The following is an 18,452-nucleotide window of genomic DNA, read 5'->3' as shown; positions in this document are numbered from 1 at the left end:
TTGGGGTATAGCCAAGCGGTAAGGCAGCGGGTTTTGATCCCGCCATTCGTTGGTTCAAATCCAGCTACCCCAGCCATATTTAAGCCCAAGATTTTGTCTTGGGCTTTTTTATTTGTTGTCAAATGATAGCCCTCCTTCTCTTTACATAAGAACTAGATCACTTCAAACTGCAGCTATAAAAATTATAAATGGGCAAGGATTCGAGTGATAAACGACATTGTAAGTTTCATAAACGATCTATTATGGAACAGAGGGTTAAGTGTTTTATGGGAAACCGAAGGGGAGCAATCTAATTTTTACTTTCCTATACTTGCAGTCATGTTGGTATGTGCTGGAGTATGGTTCACTGTCAGGTTAGGTTTTTTACAATTCCGACATTTCGGGCACATGTTTAGCATCATGAAAAACAGTACCCAAAGTGATGCATCAGGAATTAGTTCATTTCAAGCATTGTGTACCAGCCTATCCGCTCGAGTAGGCACTGGAAATTTGGCTGGCGTCGCGGTTGCCATTTCACTCGGTGGCTCAGGTTCGATTTTCTGGATGTGGATGATTGCCTTGCTTGGTATGGCAACAGGCTTCGCAGAAAGCGTTTTGGGCCAACTTTATAAAGTCCGAGATATAAATGGTGAATTCCGAGGCGGTCCCGCCTACTACATTCAACAAGGTCTCAATAAACGCTGGTTAGCGGTGCTATTTTCATTATTCCTGTTTTTGGGATATGGATTTATTTTTAGCGCCGTACAAGCAAACACTATTACTGACGCTTTAAATCACGCCTATGAAATTCCGACCCATTATTCAGGTCTAGTGATTATCCTAATGGCCGGTATGATAGTCGTTGGCGGCCTTCGCGCTATTGCCAGATTCGCCGAATGGATAGTGCCTTTTATGGCCATTACATATGTTTTGGTAACCTTGGGAATTGCCATCGCTAATTACGAACTTGTCCCTGCTATGCTTTCAGACATAATTTCATCAGCCTTCGGTTTACACGAAGCTGCGGCTGGGGCCTTAGGTGCAGCAATTAAGAATGGTATACAACGAGGGCTTTATTCGAACGAAGCCGGATCTGGAAGTGTACCCCATGCAGCAGCTGGAGCATCACCGAATCCTAACCACCCTGTTTCACAGGGTTATGTACAAATGCTCGGTGTCTTTATAGATACAATGATCTTATGTACTTGCACAGCCATTGTCATATTGTTAGCAGGTGGTTCAAGTAGTGAGCAGATGGAAGGTATACGTTTAACCCAAGATGCGATGGGCAGTCACTTAGGTGAATTTGGCGGTGATTTTGTTGCGGCAGCCATTAGTTTATTCGCATTTACGTCTGTTGTTGCCAATTATGCGTATGGAGAAAGTAATCTCCACATGTTTAAATTAGACAATAAAGTCGGACGCTGGGTATACACGGGCGGTTATCTTTTGATGATTTTTTGGGGTTCAATGGCCTCATTACCAAAAGTCTGGGCAATGGCCGATATGGCGTTAGGCTTGATGACATTTATTAATATTATCGCCATAGTGTTAATGACTCCCACGATAGTTTCAATCAGCCAGGATTACTTTGAAAAACGTAAGAAAGGTCAAAAACCAGAATACTTAAATGGTGACTGTGAGATCCAAGGCGAAACTGAAAAAGGAATCTGGGGGAAATAACCCCCTTCCCTACAGGATTGGCGCTGGTTTAGGTCAATCCTAATGCTACCTTCATAACTTGTTTTTTAATTGGTCCGGCATTCTCAGCCAAACTCAAACCAAGGTTTCTGAGTAGTTTCAAAGGCAAGTTATCATTGCTAAATGCCGCGTAAATTGCATCCATAGTCGACATCATTAATAAATTCGATGATTTTCGTTTATTTTCATATTGTTTTAATAATGGCAGCACTGAGGTTGCTTGTTTATCCCAGTTACTCAAACATTCTAAAAGTGCAGACACATCACGAAAACCTAAATTCACACCTTGTCCTGCTAATGGATTAATGGTGTGCGCTGCGTCGCCGATTAATACTGAATTACCTTTGCAATATTGATTTGCATGCATCCGTGTTAATGGAAAACTAGCGCTTTGAAGTATCTCAAAATCGCCAAGTTTTTTAGGAAAATTCGCCATAATTTGGGTTTTCAAATTACTTAGATTCAGACGTTTTAACTCTGCAATTTTATCCGCTGAGTCATACCAAACCAATGAAGCAAAACCATCATACAACGGTAGGAATGCCAAAGGGCCTGAGGGTTTAAATTTCTGCCAGGTTATATCTTGCTGTTTAGCGTCCGCCAATTTGATGTTGATGCCCATCGCATGTTGCTTATACTGCCAGCCTTGTTGACCAATATTCAAGCTACTTCTCACCTGCGAATTTGCCCCATCCGCCCCGACTAAAATAGTACATTGGTAAGATGAATTATCAGCGGTATTAATGATATTGGGTACACCGTTTTGAATTTCTTTAATCGTTGCCCCACTTACCAAGGTAATATTTGGCAAGGAATGAATACGATTTAGCAATGCCAACTGAATTAATCTATTCTCAATAATGAAACCCAGTTGCTGCTGATTTATTTCATTACAATCAAATTGCGTCGCGCCCTTGTCGCTTTCCCACACTAACATTTTTTTAAATGGGCAAAAGCGCATGGATTGAACATCTTGCCAGGCTCCCAAAGAATTCAATAATGAATAAGCATTAATGTTAATGGCGGACACTCGCATATCTGGCGGCTGTTCAGGAGAGTACGCTTCGGGTAATTTCGCTTCAAATATAACAACATCGAGCCCCTGCTGAGCAAGTCCTACAGCAGTTGCAGCACCCACCATTCCTCCACCAACAATACCTACATCAAACATATTTTTTAATCACGCTGAATTACTTTTGATGGCTATATCATACTGAAATAAATCCAGTTTAATCAGTAAAAAATTAAATAAATTAGGGGACATGATCGCGCCGCAGTTAAATAACAGATGAAAGCTAGATCCAATCAACAAATAACGTTAAAATAAGCGGTTCGGTTTAGCCAGTTTGTAACAAATTTGTCTAGCATAGTCAGTCGATGGTGGCGTCTAAATGGCATATAAAAATTAGGGTTTAAAAACGCAATATGAGCAAAAAGTTATACATTAAAACGTGGGGCTGTCAAATGAACGAGTATGATTCGGAAAAAATGGCCGATCTACTTGATGCTACTCATGGTTATGAGCTTGCTGACGAAGCAGAAGATGCTGATGTTATTTTGTTGAACACCTGCTCTATTCGCGAAAAAGCCCAAGAAAAAGTATTCCATCAATTGGGGCGCTGGAAAAACTTAAAAAAACACAAGCCTGAATTGATTATCGGTGTGGGCGGTTGTGTTGCCTCACAAGAAGGCACCACGATAAGACAACGAGCACCTTTTGTGGATTTGATTTTTGGTCCGCAAACATTGCATCGATTGCCAGAGATGATCAACCAGATAAAAGGTGGCTCAAAATCAGTTATTGATGTCAGTTTCCCTGAGATTGAAAAATTTGACCGTCTACCGGAACCACGGGCAGATGGTCCAAGCGCATTTGTTTCTATTATGGAAGGATGTTCCAAATACTGCAGTTTTTGCGTTGTACCTTATACACGAGGCGAAGAAGTAAGCCGTCCGGTTGATGATGTGTTACTCGAAGTAGCGCAACTTGCTGAACAAGGTGTTCGCGAGGTAAATCTACTTGGTCAAAATGTAAATGCATTTAGAGGACCTCATTTCGATGAAAGCATTTGCAACTTTGCCGAATTACTTGAATTAATTGCCTCCATCGATGGCATCGATAGAATTCGTTATACAACGTCTCATCCGGTTGAGTTTACTGATGATTTGATTGAAGCCTACGCGTCGATTCCAGAATTGGTTGATCACCTGCATCTTCCTGTGCAAAGCGGCGCAGACCGAATTTTAAATTTGATGAAACGTGGCCATACAGCTATCGAATTTAAATCAAAAATTCGTCGACTTAAAAAGATTCGCCCTAATCTTTGTATGTCCTCAGACTTTATTATTGGTTTCCCCGGAGAAACAGATGAAGACTTTCAAGCGACAATGGATTTAATCCAAGCAATAGATTTTGATATGAGTTTTAGTTTCATCTATAGCGCACGACCAGGTACGCCTGCGGCCGACTTGCCAGATGACGTCAGCGAAGAAACCAAAAAACAACGTCTGCAAATTTTACAAAGTAGAATTAATCAACAGGCCTTGCGAATAGCCAGAAATATGCTTCACACGGAACAACGTATATTAGTTGAAGGCCCATCGAAAAAGAATCCAATGGAGTTGTCTGGCCGTACTGAAAATAATCGTGTTGTAAACTTCGAAGGTACACCAGACATGATTGGTGAATTCATCGATGTCAAAATTACTGACGTGTTCGCGAACTCATTGCGAGGAGACGTTGTCAGACGTGAAAAAGATATGGGCTTGAGAGTCAGTGTTGCACCTAAATCTATCTTGTCAAAACAGACAGTTCAAGAAGATGCATTAGGTGTACAGAAATTTTCGCCAACATCACATTAAACTAGTCAAAAAGGTAAAATTCAATTTTGAGTACTATTGTCAGCAGCGAAGTGTTTTTAGAACCAGCCGATCACAAACGTCTATCAAGTTTGTGCGGACCATTAGATGACAACATAAAGCAAATAGAACGCCGTTTAGGGGTTGAAATCACATATCGCAATAATGAATTTAAAGTGATAGGCGATCCTTTACAAAGTAACGGTGCGGCCGAATTACTTAAATTGCTTTATATCGAAACTCAACCTATTAAAGGTAAGATCCCAATGTTGGAATCTGATCAGGTTCACTTAGCCATTCAAGAAGCAAAATGCCTTGAAAGAGCGGAAGCGGGACATTACGGCAAAGAAGTACATATTAAAACTCGTAGGGGCGTGATCAAACCAAGAAACCCCAATCAGAGCCAATATGTGTCTAATATATTAAACCATGACATTAGTTTCGGTGTGGGCCCAGCTGGTACAGGTAAAACCTATTTAGCGGTTGCTTGTGCTGTTGATGCATTGGAACGCCAAGAAATCCGCCGAATCCTGCTAACTCGACCAGCAGTTGAAGCGGGTGAAAAACTCGGGTTTTTACCCGGTGATCTATCTCAAAAAGTTGATCCTTATCTTCGCCCTCTGTATGACGCCCTTTTCGAAATGTTAGGATTTGAAAAAGTTGAAAAACTTATCGAACGTAATGTTATCGAAGTAGCGCCTTTAGCTTACATGCGTGGCCGAACATTAAATGACGCTTTTATCATCTTAGATGAAAGTCAAAACACCACTGTAGAACAAATGAAAATGTTCTTAACTCGTATTGGTTTCAATTCACGTGCGGTGATTACCGGTGACATTACGCAAATAGACTTACCAAGAGGGGTACGCTCTGGATTGCGTCACACCATAGACGTATTAAAGGACGTTCAAGATATTTCCTTTAACTTTTTCACTGCTAACGATGTAGTTCGGCACCCCGTGGTCGCGCGAATCGTTCGAGCATATGAAGAATTTGAGTCTGCTCAAGAAAAAGCTAAATTGCAAAAACAAGCAGAGCAAAGCGCTAAAGGTGAAAATGAGAAGCCGATTAAGTGAATATTGACCTAGATATCCAAATTGCTTGCGAAAATAACAATCTCCCAACAGCTCAACAATTCGAGCAGTGGGTTAAATTCGCGTTAGCCGATCAACAAATCGATGAAACAGAGTTAACAATTAGAATTGTGACGCCTGAAGAAAGCCAAAATTTAAACGCGACATACCGTGAAAAAGACAAACCCACCAATATATTATCCTTTCCGTTTGAGGCCCCGGCTGAAATAAAACTTAATTTATTAGGCGATTTAGTCGTTTGCGCAGACATAGTTGAAAAAGAAGCTGAGCAACAAAATAAACTATTATCCGATCACTGGGCACATATGATTGTCCATGGAAGCCTCCATTTACTTGGGTTTGACCATGTAGATGATCAGGATGCAGAAATAATGGAAAGTCTAGAAGTGCAAATTTTAACAAAATTAGGCATTGACGACCCCTATCAAGATCATTAAATATAGTGATCCAAGGAACCTAAAAAAGATATTATGAGCGAAGACAACCCCCACTCTACTAGCGGTTCTACGAATAAAAGCTGGCTAGATAAACTAGTACAAACTTTTAACGCAGAACCGAAAAGTAAAGAAGCATTGGTTGATATTATATCCGATGCAGAGCAACGAGAAGTAATTGACCCGCAGACCAGAGAGATGATTGAAGGTGTGATGGGCGTCAATGAAATGCGCGTAAGGGACATCATGATCCCTAGAGCGCAAATGATGACCATTAATGTTGACGAGTCAGTAGAAGAATTTCTACCGGTGATGCTGGAGTCTGCTCACTCTAGATTCCCAGTAATCAACGAAGACAAAGATCACATTGAAGGAATTCTATTAGCCAAAGACCTACTTGCTTATGCATTCATCCCTGGAAAGGAATTTCACCTAAAAGACGTATTACGACCAGCTGTTATTGTACCTGAAAGTAAACGTGTTGACGTTTTGCTTAAAGAGTTCAGGCAGCAACGTTATCATATGGCGATAGTTGTAGATGAATACGGTGGCGTGTCAGGTCTTGTTACGATAGAAGATATTCTAGAGTTGATTGTAGGCGAGATAGAAGACGAACATGATATCGAAGAAAATGATTCTGACGATATTCGTCCTCTAAATACTTACACATACTCTGTTAAAGCACTCACACCAATCGAAGATTTCAATCAATTCTTTGAAACCCACTATGATGTTGAACAAGCCGATACCATTGGTGGCATAGTTTTGAAAGCATTTGGGCATATGCCAATGACGGATGACGAGATTGAAATTGAAGGTCTGATATTTAAAATTACTAATTCAGATAAACGTCGATTGTTACAACTGAAAGTGACCTTACCCAACAAAGAAGACTAAGTGTTAAAAACCATGCTGCATTATATTGGTGTTATTTTATTGGGTGCGTTAATGACGTTCAGTTATGCACCTTTTTCGCTTTGGTTTTTAACGCCCATTTTATTAACTGGGTTCTTTTATCGTTTATTAGTCAGTAAATCGGGATTTAAAACCGGCTTTGCATTTGGTTTAGGTTGGTTTGGTGCCGGTATTTCGTGGGTTCACGTAAGTATTGCAGACTTTGGTGGACTCCCCTTGATTGGCTCAGTAGGGCTTATGGTTCTGCTCTGCAGTTTTTTAGCCTTGTATCCGGGATTGTTCGCGTTTGTCCTCAAACGATATTGCAAACTGCGTTACTGGCCATTGTTGGCGCCTTTTATTTGGTTTATAAGCGAATTTATTCGAAGTTGGTTATTTACTGGATTTCCTTGGTTATCTATTGGTTACAGTCAACTTCTTGGTCCCCTTTCCGGCTGGATACCGGTTTTCGGTGAGACGGGACTGAGTGTTATTTTAATCGCTTTAGCAGTCTCATGCGCATTAAGTATAAAACAAAAGGTTTATATTCCTACCATTGCCTTAGCTTCAATCATATTTATAGGCGGATGGGCATTAAACTCTGTTAATTGGGTGACGCCCAAGGCAAGCACAGTCTCCATTGCAATGGTGCAAGGCAATATAAAACAAGAAATGCGCTGGGCTCCAGAAGAAGAAGCTCCGACCATGGAAAAATACCGCAAATTGACCGAAGGTCATTGGCAGAATCAACTCATTATTTGGCCTGAAGCGGCTATTCCCCAATTAGAATCAACTGCGGAATCCTTTTTGCGTCAATTAGATAGCCAAGCAACCGAGCAGGATACAGGGTTAATCACCGGTATAGTCAACTACGATTATGACTCACGACAAGCGTTTAATAACCTCATTGCCATAGGTAAAAAGCTGCCTGAGGATACGCAGGGACAATATCATTATTTGCACTCAAACAGATACGATAAGCATCATTTGCTGCCATTTGGCGAATTTATTCCGTTTGAAAGTTGGCTAAGACAACTTGCACCGATTTTTGATTTACCGATGTCATCCTTTACCAGAGGTGATTATTTGCAATCGAATCTGGTCTCAAATGGCATCAATTTGGCTCCTGCGATTTGTTTTGAGATTGCATTTCCTAGGCAAATCGCTGCAAATTTAACAACTGAAACCGATTTCATCATCACTGTGAGTAATGATGCTTGGTTTGGTCATTCCCATGGTCCCGATCAGCACCTTGAAATTGCCCAAGTCAGAGCAAAAGAGTTTGGCATTCCAGTTTTACGGGCAACGAACAATGGTATTACTGCCTTCATCGGTTACGACGGAACAATAATTAGTCGACTTCCGCAATTTAAGGCAGGTGTATTATCGGCTGAAATAGCCAGTACAACAGGCTTTACACCCTACAGAAAGTGGCAAGACTTGCCGCTATGGATTTTGAGCTTGATCGCTTTGGGATGGGCTTGGAGAGACTACACTAAACGCACAGATTGATAGTATTTTAATTGATAAGGTTTTAATTGATAGCGTTTTAAAATTTGAGGTTTTGCCTACTAAGCAAGGCACTTTGGCTGGTAGTGTGGAAGCAAAAACCAGCCGCAGCACTGAATATTCAAATTAAATCAAACTTTAGCTTAAATTGCCGCCGCCTGAGAATTCAAACTTAAATATATTCGACCTGACACACTTCATATTCTACAGTGCCTGCAGGAGTTTGAATTGTAACAATGTCGTCTTCTTCTTTACCTATCAAACCACGGGCGATAGGTGAATTCACAGAGATTAGATTATTTTTAATGTCTGCCTCATCATCACCTACGATTTTATAGGTTGTTTCTTCATCAGATTCAACATTGATGATAGTGACTGTTGCCCCAAAAATAACTTTTCCATTGTTTGTTATTTTTGTTACATCAATAATTTGTGCATTAGATAACTTACCTTCGATATCCTGAATGCGGCCTTCACAAAAACTCTGTTGTTCGCGGGCTGCATGATATTCGGCATTTTCTTTTAAATCACCATGCTCCCTAGCTTCTGCTATGGATTGAATGATTTGTGGACGCTTAACAGATTTAAGTTCATTAAGCTCTGCGCGCAACATTTCTGCGCCTTTTGCTGTCATTGGATATTGATTCATTGATCAACGCTCACTTATATGTGCTTTTGTTTATGTTGAGGTTAATTAAAAAGTGCGCAGTGAATGCGCACTTTTATTACTAGAAATTTTGCTTAGTTTACCACAAGTTTAGCGTTCGTTAACTCTCTGGTGTAAAGATTGGACCGAGTTTACTTTCGCGCGATCATCTGCAGTTTGGGCATTTACTGTCGCAAATGCTGCATTCAAAGTTGTGGTATAGGTGATTTTATTGAGCAATGCTTCACGACGAATATACACTGAATCATTTATCGCTTTGCGTCCCTCAGTAGTATTCACAATATAACAATATTCGCCATTTTTAATGGCGTCAACAATGTTTGGACGACCTTCTGTAAGTTTATTAACCACACTACAGGCAATTCCAACATCGTTTAACTCTTTTGCAGTACCCGAGGTAGCCTCTAAACTGAAGCCTTTTTCAATCATTTTACGGGCAAGTTCAACAACGCGTTTTTTGTCATTGTGACGAACTGAAATCAGCGCTTTACCCTTTTGCGGAATGGGCGCACCAGCGCCTAAGTTAGCTTTGGCATAGGCTTCTTCAAAGGTATCCCCTACTCCCATCACTTCACCTGTTGAACGCATTTCTGGGCCCAACAAAGGATCAACACCTTGAAACTTAGCAAACGGCAGAACAACTTCTTTGACAGAATAAAACGGCGGGATAATTTCCTCCGTCACCCCTTGTGAAGGAAGTGATTGACCAACCATTGCACGAGCGCCTATTTTTGCAAGCGCCATTCCTGTTGCTTTAGATACAAACGGAACAGTACGAGCAGCGCGCGGGTTTACTTCAATTAAGTACACTTCACCATTTTTCACGGCAAATTGTGTATTCATCAAACCCACGACACCTAGTTCTAGGGCCATATCTTTAACTTGCTTACGCATTACGTCTTGGATTTCTTGACTCAATGAGTATGGCGGTAAGGAACAGGCAGAATCACCAGAGTGAACTCCAGCTTGTTCTATATGCTCCATAATTCCGCCGATTACCACGTTTTCACCATCACACATGGCGTCGATATCAACTTCAATGGCATCATCAAGGAAACGGTCAAGTAACACTGGAGAGTCATTTGAAACTTTCACAGCTTCATTCAAGTATCGTTTTAAATCTTTTAAGTCGTAAACAATTTCCATTGCACGACCACCTAGAACATAAGACGGACGAACAACTAATGGAAAACCAATTTTTTCAGCTTCAACCAACGCCTGCTCCATGTTGCTAACGGTGCTATTTGCGGGTTGTTTTAGGTTTAATTTATTGACCATATGTTGGAAGCGTTCACGATCTTCAGCTCTATCGATAGCATCAGGAGATGTACCAATAATTGGCACGCCGGCAGCTTCTAACTCGCGAGCGAGTTTCAATGGTGTTTGGCCACCATACTGCACTATGACGCCCTTAGGCTTTTCGATACGCACAATTTCGAGCACATCTTCTAAGGTAACGGATTCAAAGTATAACCGGTCAGACGTATCATAATCAGTAGAAACCGTTTCTGGGTTACAGTTAACCATGATAGTTTCATAGCCATCTTCACGCATTGCTAGCGCTGCATGAACACAACAGTAGTCAAATTCGATACCTTGACCTATTCGGTTAGGACCGCCGCCCAACACCATAATCTTATCTTTATTCGATGGACTAGCTTCACATTCTTCATCATAAGTTGAATACATGTAAGCTGTACTAGTCGAAAACTCCGCTGCACAGGTATCTACGCGCTTATAAACAGGTGTGATTTCCATCGAGTGTCTAAGTTCACGCACGTCACTTTCGGCGACATTAGTTAACTCAGCCAAACGAGAATCAGCAAACCCTTTGCGTTTTAAGGTGCGCATCAAGTCATAATCGATACCGGATAAGCCAATTTCAGCCACCTGTTTTTCAAGGTTCACAAGGTCTTCAATCTGAACCAAATACCAACGATCAATGTTGGTCAGTGAGAAAACTTGCTCAACTGACATGCCCATTCTCATTGCATCAGCAATATACCAAATGCGCTCTGCGCCTGGTTCTCTGAGCTCGCGGATAATAATCGCTTCACTTTCCGGATCTTCAATATCGATGATCGGATTTAAGCCATTAACGCCAACTTCTAGGCCTCGTAACGCTTTTTGCAAAGACTCTTGCTGATTACGGCCAATTGCCATCACTTCACCGACAGATTTCATCTGTGTGGTTAAGCGATCATTAGCACCAGCGAATTTTTCGAAGTTAAAACGAGGGATTTTAGTGACAACATAGTCAATCGCAGGCTCAAACGATGCTGGGGTTAAACCACCAGTAATATCATTTGCCAGTTCATCTAAGGTGTAGCCAACCGCTAATTTAGCCGCAACTTTCGCAATTGGGAAACCTGTGGCCTTCGACGCTAGTGCAGAAGATCTAGACACCCGAGGATTCATTTCTATGATAACCATGCGGCCAGTTTTTGGGTCAACACCAAACTGTACGTTTGAACCGCCAGTTTCAACACCAATCTCACGCAATACTGCCATTGCTGCATTACGCATGATTTGAAATTCTTTATCTGTCAGGGTTTGCGCTGGTGCAACAGTTATTGAATCACCAGTATGAACACCCATTGGATCGAAGTTTTCGATGGTACAAACAATAATACAATTATCGCTTTTATCTCGTACCACTTCCATTTCGTATTCTTTCCAACCAATTAGCGATTCATCAATGAGTAACTCACTGGTTGGTGAAAGGTCTAACCCGCGGCGACAAATCTCATCAAACTCATCAACGTTATAGGCGATACCGCCACCGGAGCCGCCCATAGTGAACGAAGGTCTGATTATACAAGGAAAACCAATACGACTCAGCACATCATGAGCTTGTTCGATGGTATGTGCGATTTCAGCTCTTGGACAAGCCAAACCAATTGATTTCATCGCCTTATCAAAACGCTCACGGTCTTCTGCTTTATCAATTGCATCGGCTGTCGCGCCAATCATCTCAACAGAGTACTCTTCCAATACACCATGTTTGTTCAAATCAAGGGCGCAGTTAAGTGCCGTTTGACCACCCATAGTAGGTAAAATTGCGTCTGGGCGTTCTTTTTCAATTATGCGTTTTACCACTTCCCAATGGATGGGTTCAATGTAAGTCGCATCAGCCATTTCCGGGTCTGTCATAATGGTAGCAGGATTGGAATTGACTAGAATAACTCTATACCCTTCTTCACGTAGGGCTTTACAGGCTTGAGCTCCTGAATAATCAAATTCGCATGCCTGGCCAATTACAATTGGACCCGCGCCCAGAATCAGAATGCTTTTTAAATCAGTACGTTTTGGCATAGTATTCTTTCTCTAAGTATCAAGCTGAAATTGAAGTAGTTGCTGATTTTGATTTTTCTATCAGCTCAATAAAATGATCAAACAAGGGAGCTGCATCATGGGGACCTGGACTTGCTTCAGGATGCCCTTGAAAGCTAAATGCCGGTTTGTCATTTCTGTGTATGCCTTGCAACGACTTATCAAACAAAGATACGTGTGTCACATCCAAATTATCTGGCAAAGAAGACTCGTCCACTGCAAAACCGTGGTTTTGGCTGGTAATCATTACCACATCACGCTTTAAGTCTTTAACCGGATGATTTGCGCCATGATGACCAAACTTCATTTTTTCTGTTTTTGCACCACTGGCTAACGCCAACAATTGGTGACCTAAACAAATACCAAAAATAGGAATTTCGGTTTCCAAGAAAGTTTTGATAGCGGCAATAGCGTAATCACAAGGTTCAGGATCACCAGGGCCATTAGATAAAAATATTCCATCTGGCTGCATTGCTAACACTTCTTCGGCAGGTGTTGTAGCTGGCACCACAGTTAAGCGGCAACTTCTATCTACTAACATGCGCAATATATTGTGTTTCGCACCAAAATCATAAGCAACTACATGAAACTTACAATCTTCTACATTTTTCGCATATCCGGTTTCTAAAGACCACACACCATCTTGCCATGGATATGCTTTATCTGTAGTCACCACTTTCGCTAGATCCATTCCTTTCAAACCCGGAAACGCTTGAGCAGCACTTAAGGCTTCAGAAACATCATCTTGATTAAATTCATCAACAGTGACAATGCAACCTTTAAGCGCGCCTTTGTCTCGAAGGATGCGTGTCAATCGACGAGTATCAATATCGGCAATGCCTAAAATATTGTTATGTTTCAAATAGTCAGAAAGAGAAGATTGATTACGGAAGTTACTAGCTAATAAAGGAAGGTCTCGAATAATTAGGCCTTTAGCCCAAATTTTTGTGGATTCAACATCTTCTTCATTAGTACCGGTATTACCTATATGAGGATAAGTTAAGGTAATAATTTGTTCAGCATATGAAGGGTCAGTCAAAATCTCCTGATAGCCTGTCATTGATGTATTAAACACCACTTCACCGACAGAAACACCAGAAGCTCCAATTGATGTGCCTTTGAAAACAGAACCGTCTTCTAGCACCAAAAGAGCAGAAATAGCCAAGTCAACCTCCTAATTAAGGACAACCCAAGGTTTTTTTGCAAGCTAAGCATCAAAACCCTATAAAAAACGGGTTGAAATTATTAATTTACATCCCGTTTACCTCATCACCGCTAGTATTTTCGGGAGATTAAGCACATCTCATCCGAAAATTTGGCAAATTCCCGAGATCATACACTAATGGTTTTATTTGATCCATTAGAATGTAGAAAAATTACTAAAATGAGCATTTGATTCAAAATTCGTAGGTAAGTCATTAAAACGTCAAATTAAGCAACCGGTAAACGCCACTTAATTTTTACCCACTATTTTAGTTCAGATTAATTAAACCCCAGCACATCCTGCATAGAATATAGTCCGGCAGGTTTGCCAACCAGCCATTTAGCAGCGGTTATCGCACCTTTAGCAAAGGTCAATCGACTAGAAGCTTTGTGAGTGATCTCTAGTCGCTCACCAATATCTGCGAATAACGCTGTGTGTTCACCAACCACGTCGCCCGCTCTGACGGTAGCAAATCCAATTGTTTCGTGTTTGCGCTCACCAGTGTCACCTTCCCTACCGTACACGGCACATTGCTTTAAATCACGGCCAATTTCGTCAGCGATAGCCTCTCCAATTGCCATAGCAGTTCCAGATGGCGCATCTTTTTTAAAACGATGATGGGCTTCAAGAATTTCGATGTCTGCTGTATCGCCCATTGTTTTTGCCGCCTGACGAACCAAATTCAACATAAGATTAACGCCTACACTGTAGTTCGCCGCAAACACAACTGGAATCTTAGTAGCCGCATTTTGCAACAGCGCTTTTTGATTATCGTTCAGTCCAGTGGTGCCAATCACAATGGCTTTATTATTTGCCACGCACCAAGCTAAATTTTGTTCAAGCACATCGGGCAGCGTAAAATCGATGACGACGTCTATCTCAGGTGCTTGTTGGTCTAAACTTGCTGTAATGCTAAGATTTTGTTTACCAATACCGGCTAACTCGCCAGCGTCCATTCCAATCCATTGCGAACCTTCTCGTACAGAAGCTGCGGCCAAATTCACGTTATCATCTAAATGGGCGGCATCTATTAATACACGGCCCATTCGGCCATTGGCTCCCAAAATACCAATTCCTGTCATTTTCTACTCATTTCAATTAGATAAATACTATTGAATATTGTGCAATATAAACACCTAATTTGCAGCAGTAAAAAAGCGATAAGTTATATTTGATTGGAAATCTTCATAGCAGTTTTTAAGCTGATTGAGATTTTGTAACCTGATATATATTGATTCAAACTCTGATTCCGCTACATTAGGGTAAATTAAATTAATGTTGCCGTATGATTGTGTCTTATCAACTAATAGAAACATCCACTTTACCCGATCCATTAGAAATTGATTTTGAACCTCTAAATAGCCGTTATAGACCCATGGTTATCTGCTCTACTTGGCTGTTTTGCTTGATGTTTATGTTAGTTATGTCGTTAACCCGATGGCAGCCGTTTATTGATATTCACCCCGAGCTAATCGTAGTCTATCCGCTGGGACTTGGTATTGCGTTTTTAGTCGCAATTCTAATTAGCCTCTATTTATATATCGCTATTCCATGCAAACAATATTGTTTAACAGACACTGATTTGCATTTCGCCTGCGGGGTAATATTTCGTAAAATTTATAGTCAGCCGATACTACGGATACAACACGTTGAGTTAAAACGAGGCCCACTGGAGAGAACCTTTAAATTGGCTTCATTACAGGTTTTTAGTGCTGGAGGCGCAATGCACACGTTTGAAATACCTGGTTTAAGTCTTGATGATGCACAAAAAATCAGGCAATTCATCTTGGACCATAAAGGTGTTCAAAGTGATGGATAATGAGGGAGAAAATGCCACACTCAATACTCACCGTTGGCAGAAACTGTCCCCCATTGCGGTGTTATATTTTATTGCAAGTGGGATTAAATTAGCGGCCAACAATGTTATCTATTTGCTGCCAGCCATTGCCATAAGCTACTCTACGGTGCAAGAGAACCCGCAAATCTGGATCCCAATCATTGTGGGAATTTTAGCTTTAATAAGTGTTTCATCTTGGCTGCAATACTTCTTTTATTCATTTCGATTGATTGATGAAACGGTTGAAATCCGCTCTGGTGTGTTCTCTAAAACCCATATTGATTTGCCTTTTTCTAGAATTCAAAACGTCACCATTGAAAGGCCGCTTTACTACCGGCTAACCCATACCTGTTGTTTGCAACTCGATACAGCTGGCTCGACGAAACAAGAGGCAAAAATAGTTGCATTACCTGTGGATTTTGCTGAAAAGTTAAAACAATCCATCCTTGCAAAGGGTAAAACACACAATACGCCAACCGAACGACAAGCAGATGAAGAAAAGACTCTTTTAGAGCAACCTAATGTGGGAATTGAAAGCGAACAAATTCTCAATACACGTTCAATTAAAGATCTGATTTTACACGGTATTACTAACAATCGAGTGTGGATTATTATTGGTGCACTAGCACCATTTTATGACAACTTAGCCGCCTATTTAGCCTCATTGGCAGAGCAATTAGGTTTTGATTATGAACGTTATTTTGACGCACAGTCACAGGCAATTTGGCAGTTAGGGTTAGCATTTTTTTCGCTTGTTCTTTTTGCAACTTTGATTATTACTTTGATATCCGTAGTTGGCTCAATCGTTTTATTTTACGATTATTCGTTGGCGAAAACCACAGACAGATATATTCGTCGAAGTGGCTTGTTCACTAAACAAGAAGTCACCATGAAACGCTCACGCCTTCAAGTAATAGCGTTAAAACAAGATTGGTTAGATGTGATTCTCGGCAGGGTCAATTTGGAATTAAAACAGAATAGCAGCACAGAACAAAATTCTAACCAATTGCAGGCCAATAGTAACAGAATATTAGTACCTTCAGTGACGCAAGATGAAGCGCATAGCATCGTCAAGGATGCGTTACCGAATAATAAATTACATGACATTAGCTTTCTTGCTATCAGTAAACGATTTATTTTTAGACAGCTTTTGTGGTTAATCCCTTTTAATCTGCTCGTAAGCGCAATAACTTTTTCAAAATCAGGGATTTTAGGTATTTTAGTAACCCAGTTGCTAAGTGGATTTATCGTATTTTTGATATATTGTCGATGGAAACGCTGGGGTTACGCTGATGATGACGAATATATTTATCTTAGAAAAGGATTATTTGGAGTCGATTTTTACAGTTTCCCAAAATATAAAGTACAACAAACACAATTTATACAAAGCCGTATGATGAGAAGGCATGAAATAGCCACTATTAATATCATTATGGCATCCGGCGCTCTGAGTATTCCTTTTATCAATCAAAATGATGCGAAACGAATTTTAGGCAATGCCTTGTTTATTGTCTCTAAGCTAAAACGTTCTTGGATGTAATATAAAAAGAGTATAACTGATCTTAGATAATGTGAGGATATTGGTACCTCTTTGGAGAAAAATCAAAATGCAAAAGAAATTAATTTGGGATATTCCGCTTAGGCTTTTTCACTGGTTATTGGTTTTAGCTTTGGTATCCCAATGGATAACGGCTGAATTAGGTAGCGAGTATATGGATATTCATTTTTATATTGGATACTTCACTCTAGGACTCATTATCTTCCGTTTAATGTGGGGGTTAGTTGGTCCAAAATACGCAAGATTTAGTAATTTCATCTATCCTCCGAAGGCTATCTGGCAGTATTTGGTAGCTTTTTTGAAAGCCAAAAACCCTCATTTCACTGGTCACAATCCATTGGGTGGTTTAATCGTTCCAGCAGTCATCTTAATTGTGGGGGCTCAAGCCATCACAGGTTTATTTGCAAGTGATGATGTGCTTGCTTCTGGACCTTATATGTCAGCGGTAAGCAGCGATACACAGAGTTGGTTGGACGGTTTACATCATCAAATATTCAATGTTATTTTAGGCATAGCTGGGATTCATATCCTGGCCATCCTTTGGTATCAATTTGGACGCAAAATTCCCTTAATCGGGGCTATGATTACTGGAAAAAAAACCGATGCCGCGCAAAACGGTATCGGTTCATCTAGATTATTATTAGCGGTTATTCTTGCAATTGTCATTGCCGCCTTCTTGTATTGGTTAATTGCTATCGCAGCACCAGTGCCAGAAGTAGACTATTATTTTTAATTAAAAATGACTTCTTACAAGGTGTTATTCAGCCTTGTAAGAATCATGACAACCTTTACAAGATTTAAAGATTGCGCCAATGTTTGCTTTTAGCTGGCCTTCATCGCCACTTGCTGCGGCCATTTTCAGATTACTTGCCGCTTCTGTTAATGCCGTAATTTTAGTTTGGAAGTCAGAATAGTCTTTCCAAATCGCCGGTAAAGCTTCAGTTTCAACACTGAACTTACTTGTGTCGACTGAAAAGTAATCGTCCATCATCAAGGATAATTGTTCAATGCGGCTTGCATTCTTTTCTAATGTTTCAGCACTCAAAGGAACTTGTCCTTTCGCCATAGCGCCCATAATTCCAACGTTACTTTTAACTAATTGCAATATAGCTTGACGATATTCTATTGCATCACCGGCATGCTTTTCAGATTTAGCTGGCGTAACTGCGACTGATGCGAAACTTGCAGTTAACAATGTAATACCTAACATCGCAGGAGCGATAATGTTTTTCATATTGACCTCGATTAAATGGATAGTTTTTGGATTCATAGACTTAGATTCGACGTACAAACAGCAATTTACATTGTTATATCATTAGAAATCAATAACTAATTAGTTAAACATTTATTTAAAATAAGCTGCTTACCATCGGTAACCACTTC

General features: G+C 40.5%; 15 protein-coding genes and 1 tRNA gene. 10 read left to right on the top strand and 6 right to left on the bottom strand.

The window, feature by feature from the left end:
• Position 1: 1 nt before the first annotated feature.
• Positions 2-76: transfer RNA gene (locus tag Q4567_RS13120), tRNA-Gln, on the top strand.
• Between the two features lie 128 nt (positions 77-204).
• A complete protein-coding gene (locus Q4567_RS13115) occupies positions 205-1,662 on the top strand; it encodes a sodium:alanine symporter family protein (RefSeq protein WP_216048458.1) in 1,458 nt (485 codons plus the stop codon).
• Positions 1,663-1,690: 28 nt separating this feature from the next.
• Here the strand turns inward: Q4567_RS13115 and Q4567_RS13110 are convergent, their stop codons facing one another.
• Entirely contained in the window at positions 1,691-2,851 is a 1,161-nt protein-coding gene (locus Q4567_RS13110) for an FAD-dependent oxidoreductase (RefSeq protein WP_216048457.1), read from the bottom strand.
• 254 nt (positions 2,852-3,105) lie between these two features.
• On the opposite strand from Q4567_RS13110, the gene miaB reads away from it, so the two are divergent.
• The 5 genes from miaB to lnt are packed head-to-tail and all read left to right on the top strand — an operon-like array spanning position 3,106 to position 8,473.
• On the top strand, positions 3,106-4,542 hold the full coding sequence (gene miaB / locus Q4567_RS13105) for a tRNA (N6-isopentenyl adenosine(37)-C2)-methylthiotransferase MiaB (protein WP_216048456.1): 1,437 nt from the start codon (positions 3,106-3,108) through the stop codon (positions 4,540-4,542).
• 26 nt (positions 4,543-4,568) lie between these two features.
• Entirely contained in the window at positions 4,569-5,615 is a 1,047-nt protein-coding gene (locus tag Q4567_RS13100) for a PhoH family protein (protein WP_216048455.1), read from the top strand.
• Complete coding sequence (ybeY, locus tag Q4567_RS13095; protein WP_303500663.1) at positions 5,612-6,070, top strand: rRNA maturation RNase YbeY; 459 nt, start codon at positions 5,612-5,614, stop codon at positions 6,068-6,070. The genes Q4567_RS13100 and ybeY overlap by 4 nt, the downstream gene beginning before the upstream one ends.
• A 33-nt stretch (positions 6,071-6,103) precedes the next feature.
• The gene (corC, locus tag Q4567_RS13090) at positions 6,104-6,964 is read left to right on the top strand and encodes a CNNM family magnesium/cobalt transport protein CorC (RefSeq protein WP_216048453.1); all 861 of its coding nucleotides are present in this window, start codon (positions 6,104-6,106) and stop codon (positions 6,962-6,964) included.
• 12 nt (positions 6,965-6,976) lie between these two features.
• Positions 6,977-8,473, top strand: coding sequence for an apolipoprotein N-acyltransferase (lnt, locus tag Q4567_RS13085; protein ID WP_216048594.1), 1,497 nt, complete (start codon positions 6,977-6,979; stop codon positions 8,471-8,473).
• Positions 8,474-8,642: 169 nt separating this feature from the next.
• On the opposite strand, the gene greA is transcribed toward lnt, so the two are convergent.
• The 4 genes from greA to dapB all read right to left on the bottom strand — a co-directional run bounded on the left by greA (position 8,643) and on the right by dapB (position 14,756).
• On the bottom strand, positions 8,643-9,119 hold the full coding sequence (greA, locus tag Q4567_RS13080; protein ID WP_216048452.1) for a transcription elongation factor GreA: 477 nt from the start codon (positions 9,117-9,119) through the stop codon (positions 8,643-8,645).
• A 108-nt stretch (positions 9,120-9,227) separates the two neighbouring features.
• Positions 9,228-12,452 (bottom strand): carbamoyl-phosphate synthase large subunit, encoded by a 3,225-nt coding sequence (gene carB / locus Q4567_RS13075; protein ID WP_303500662.1) that lies wholly within the window; start codon positions 12,450-12,452, stop codon positions 9,228-9,230.
• Between the two features lie 19 nt (positions 12,453-12,471).
• Entirely contained in the window at positions 12,472-13,635 is a 1,164-nt protein-coding gene (gene carA, locus Q4567_RS13070; protein ID WP_216048450.1) for a glutamine-hydrolyzing carbamoyl-phosphate synthase small subunit, read from the bottom strand.
• A gap of 317 nt (positions 13,636-13,952) precedes the next feature.
• Entirely contained in the window at positions 13,953-14,756 is an 804-nt protein-coding gene (gene dapB / locus Q4567_RS13065) for a 4-hydroxy-tetrahydrodipicolinate reductase (protein WP_303500660.1), read from the bottom strand.
• Between the two features lie 203 nt (positions 14,757-14,959).
• Between dapB and Q4567_RS13060 the strand changes: the two genes are divergently transcribed.
• The 3 genes from Q4567_RS13060 (at position 14,960) to Q4567_RS13050 (ending at position 17,802) form a co-directional block, all read left to right on the top strand.
• Positions 14,960-15,493 carry a PH domain-containing protein gene (locus Q4567_RS13060; RefSeq protein ID WP_216048448.1) on the top strand — a complete coding sequence of 178 codons (534 nt, stop codon included), beginning with the start codon at positions 14,960-14,962 and terminating at the stop codon, positions 15,491-15,493.
• The gene (locus Q4567_RS13055; protein WP_303500672.1) at positions 15,486-17,051 is read left to right on the top strand and encodes a PH domain-containing protein; all 1,566 of its coding nucleotides are present in this window, start codon (positions 15,486-15,488) and stop codon (positions 17,049-17,051) included. The genes Q4567_RS13060 and Q4567_RS13055 overlap by 8 nt, the downstream gene beginning before the upstream one ends.
• Positions 17,052-17,118: 67 nt before the next feature.
• On the top strand, positions 17,119-17,802 hold the full coding sequence (locus Q4567_RS13050) for a cytochrome b/b6 domain-containing protein (protein ID WP_216048446.1): 684 nt from the start codon (positions 17,119-17,121) through the stop codon (positions 17,800-17,802).
• Positions 17,803-17,826: 24 nt separating this feature from the next.
• On the opposite strand, the gene Q4567_RS13045 is transcribed toward Q4567_RS13050, so the two are convergent.
• A complete protein-coding gene (locus Q4567_RS13045; protein ID WP_216048445.1) occupies positions 17,827-18,303 on the bottom strand; it encodes a cytochrome c in 477 nt (158 codons plus the stop codon).
• Between the last annotated feature and the right edge of the window lie 149 nt (positions 18,304-18,452).

It is taken from the genome of Aliiglaciecola sp. 2_MG-2023 (genome assembly GCF_030548145.1).
Taxonomy (GTDB): Bacteria; Pseudomonadota; Gammaproteobacteria; order Enterobacterales; family Alteromonadaceae; genus Aliiglaciecola; species Aliiglaciecola lipolytica_A.
This window is presented reverse-complemented; position numbering and strand designations above follow the sequence as displayed.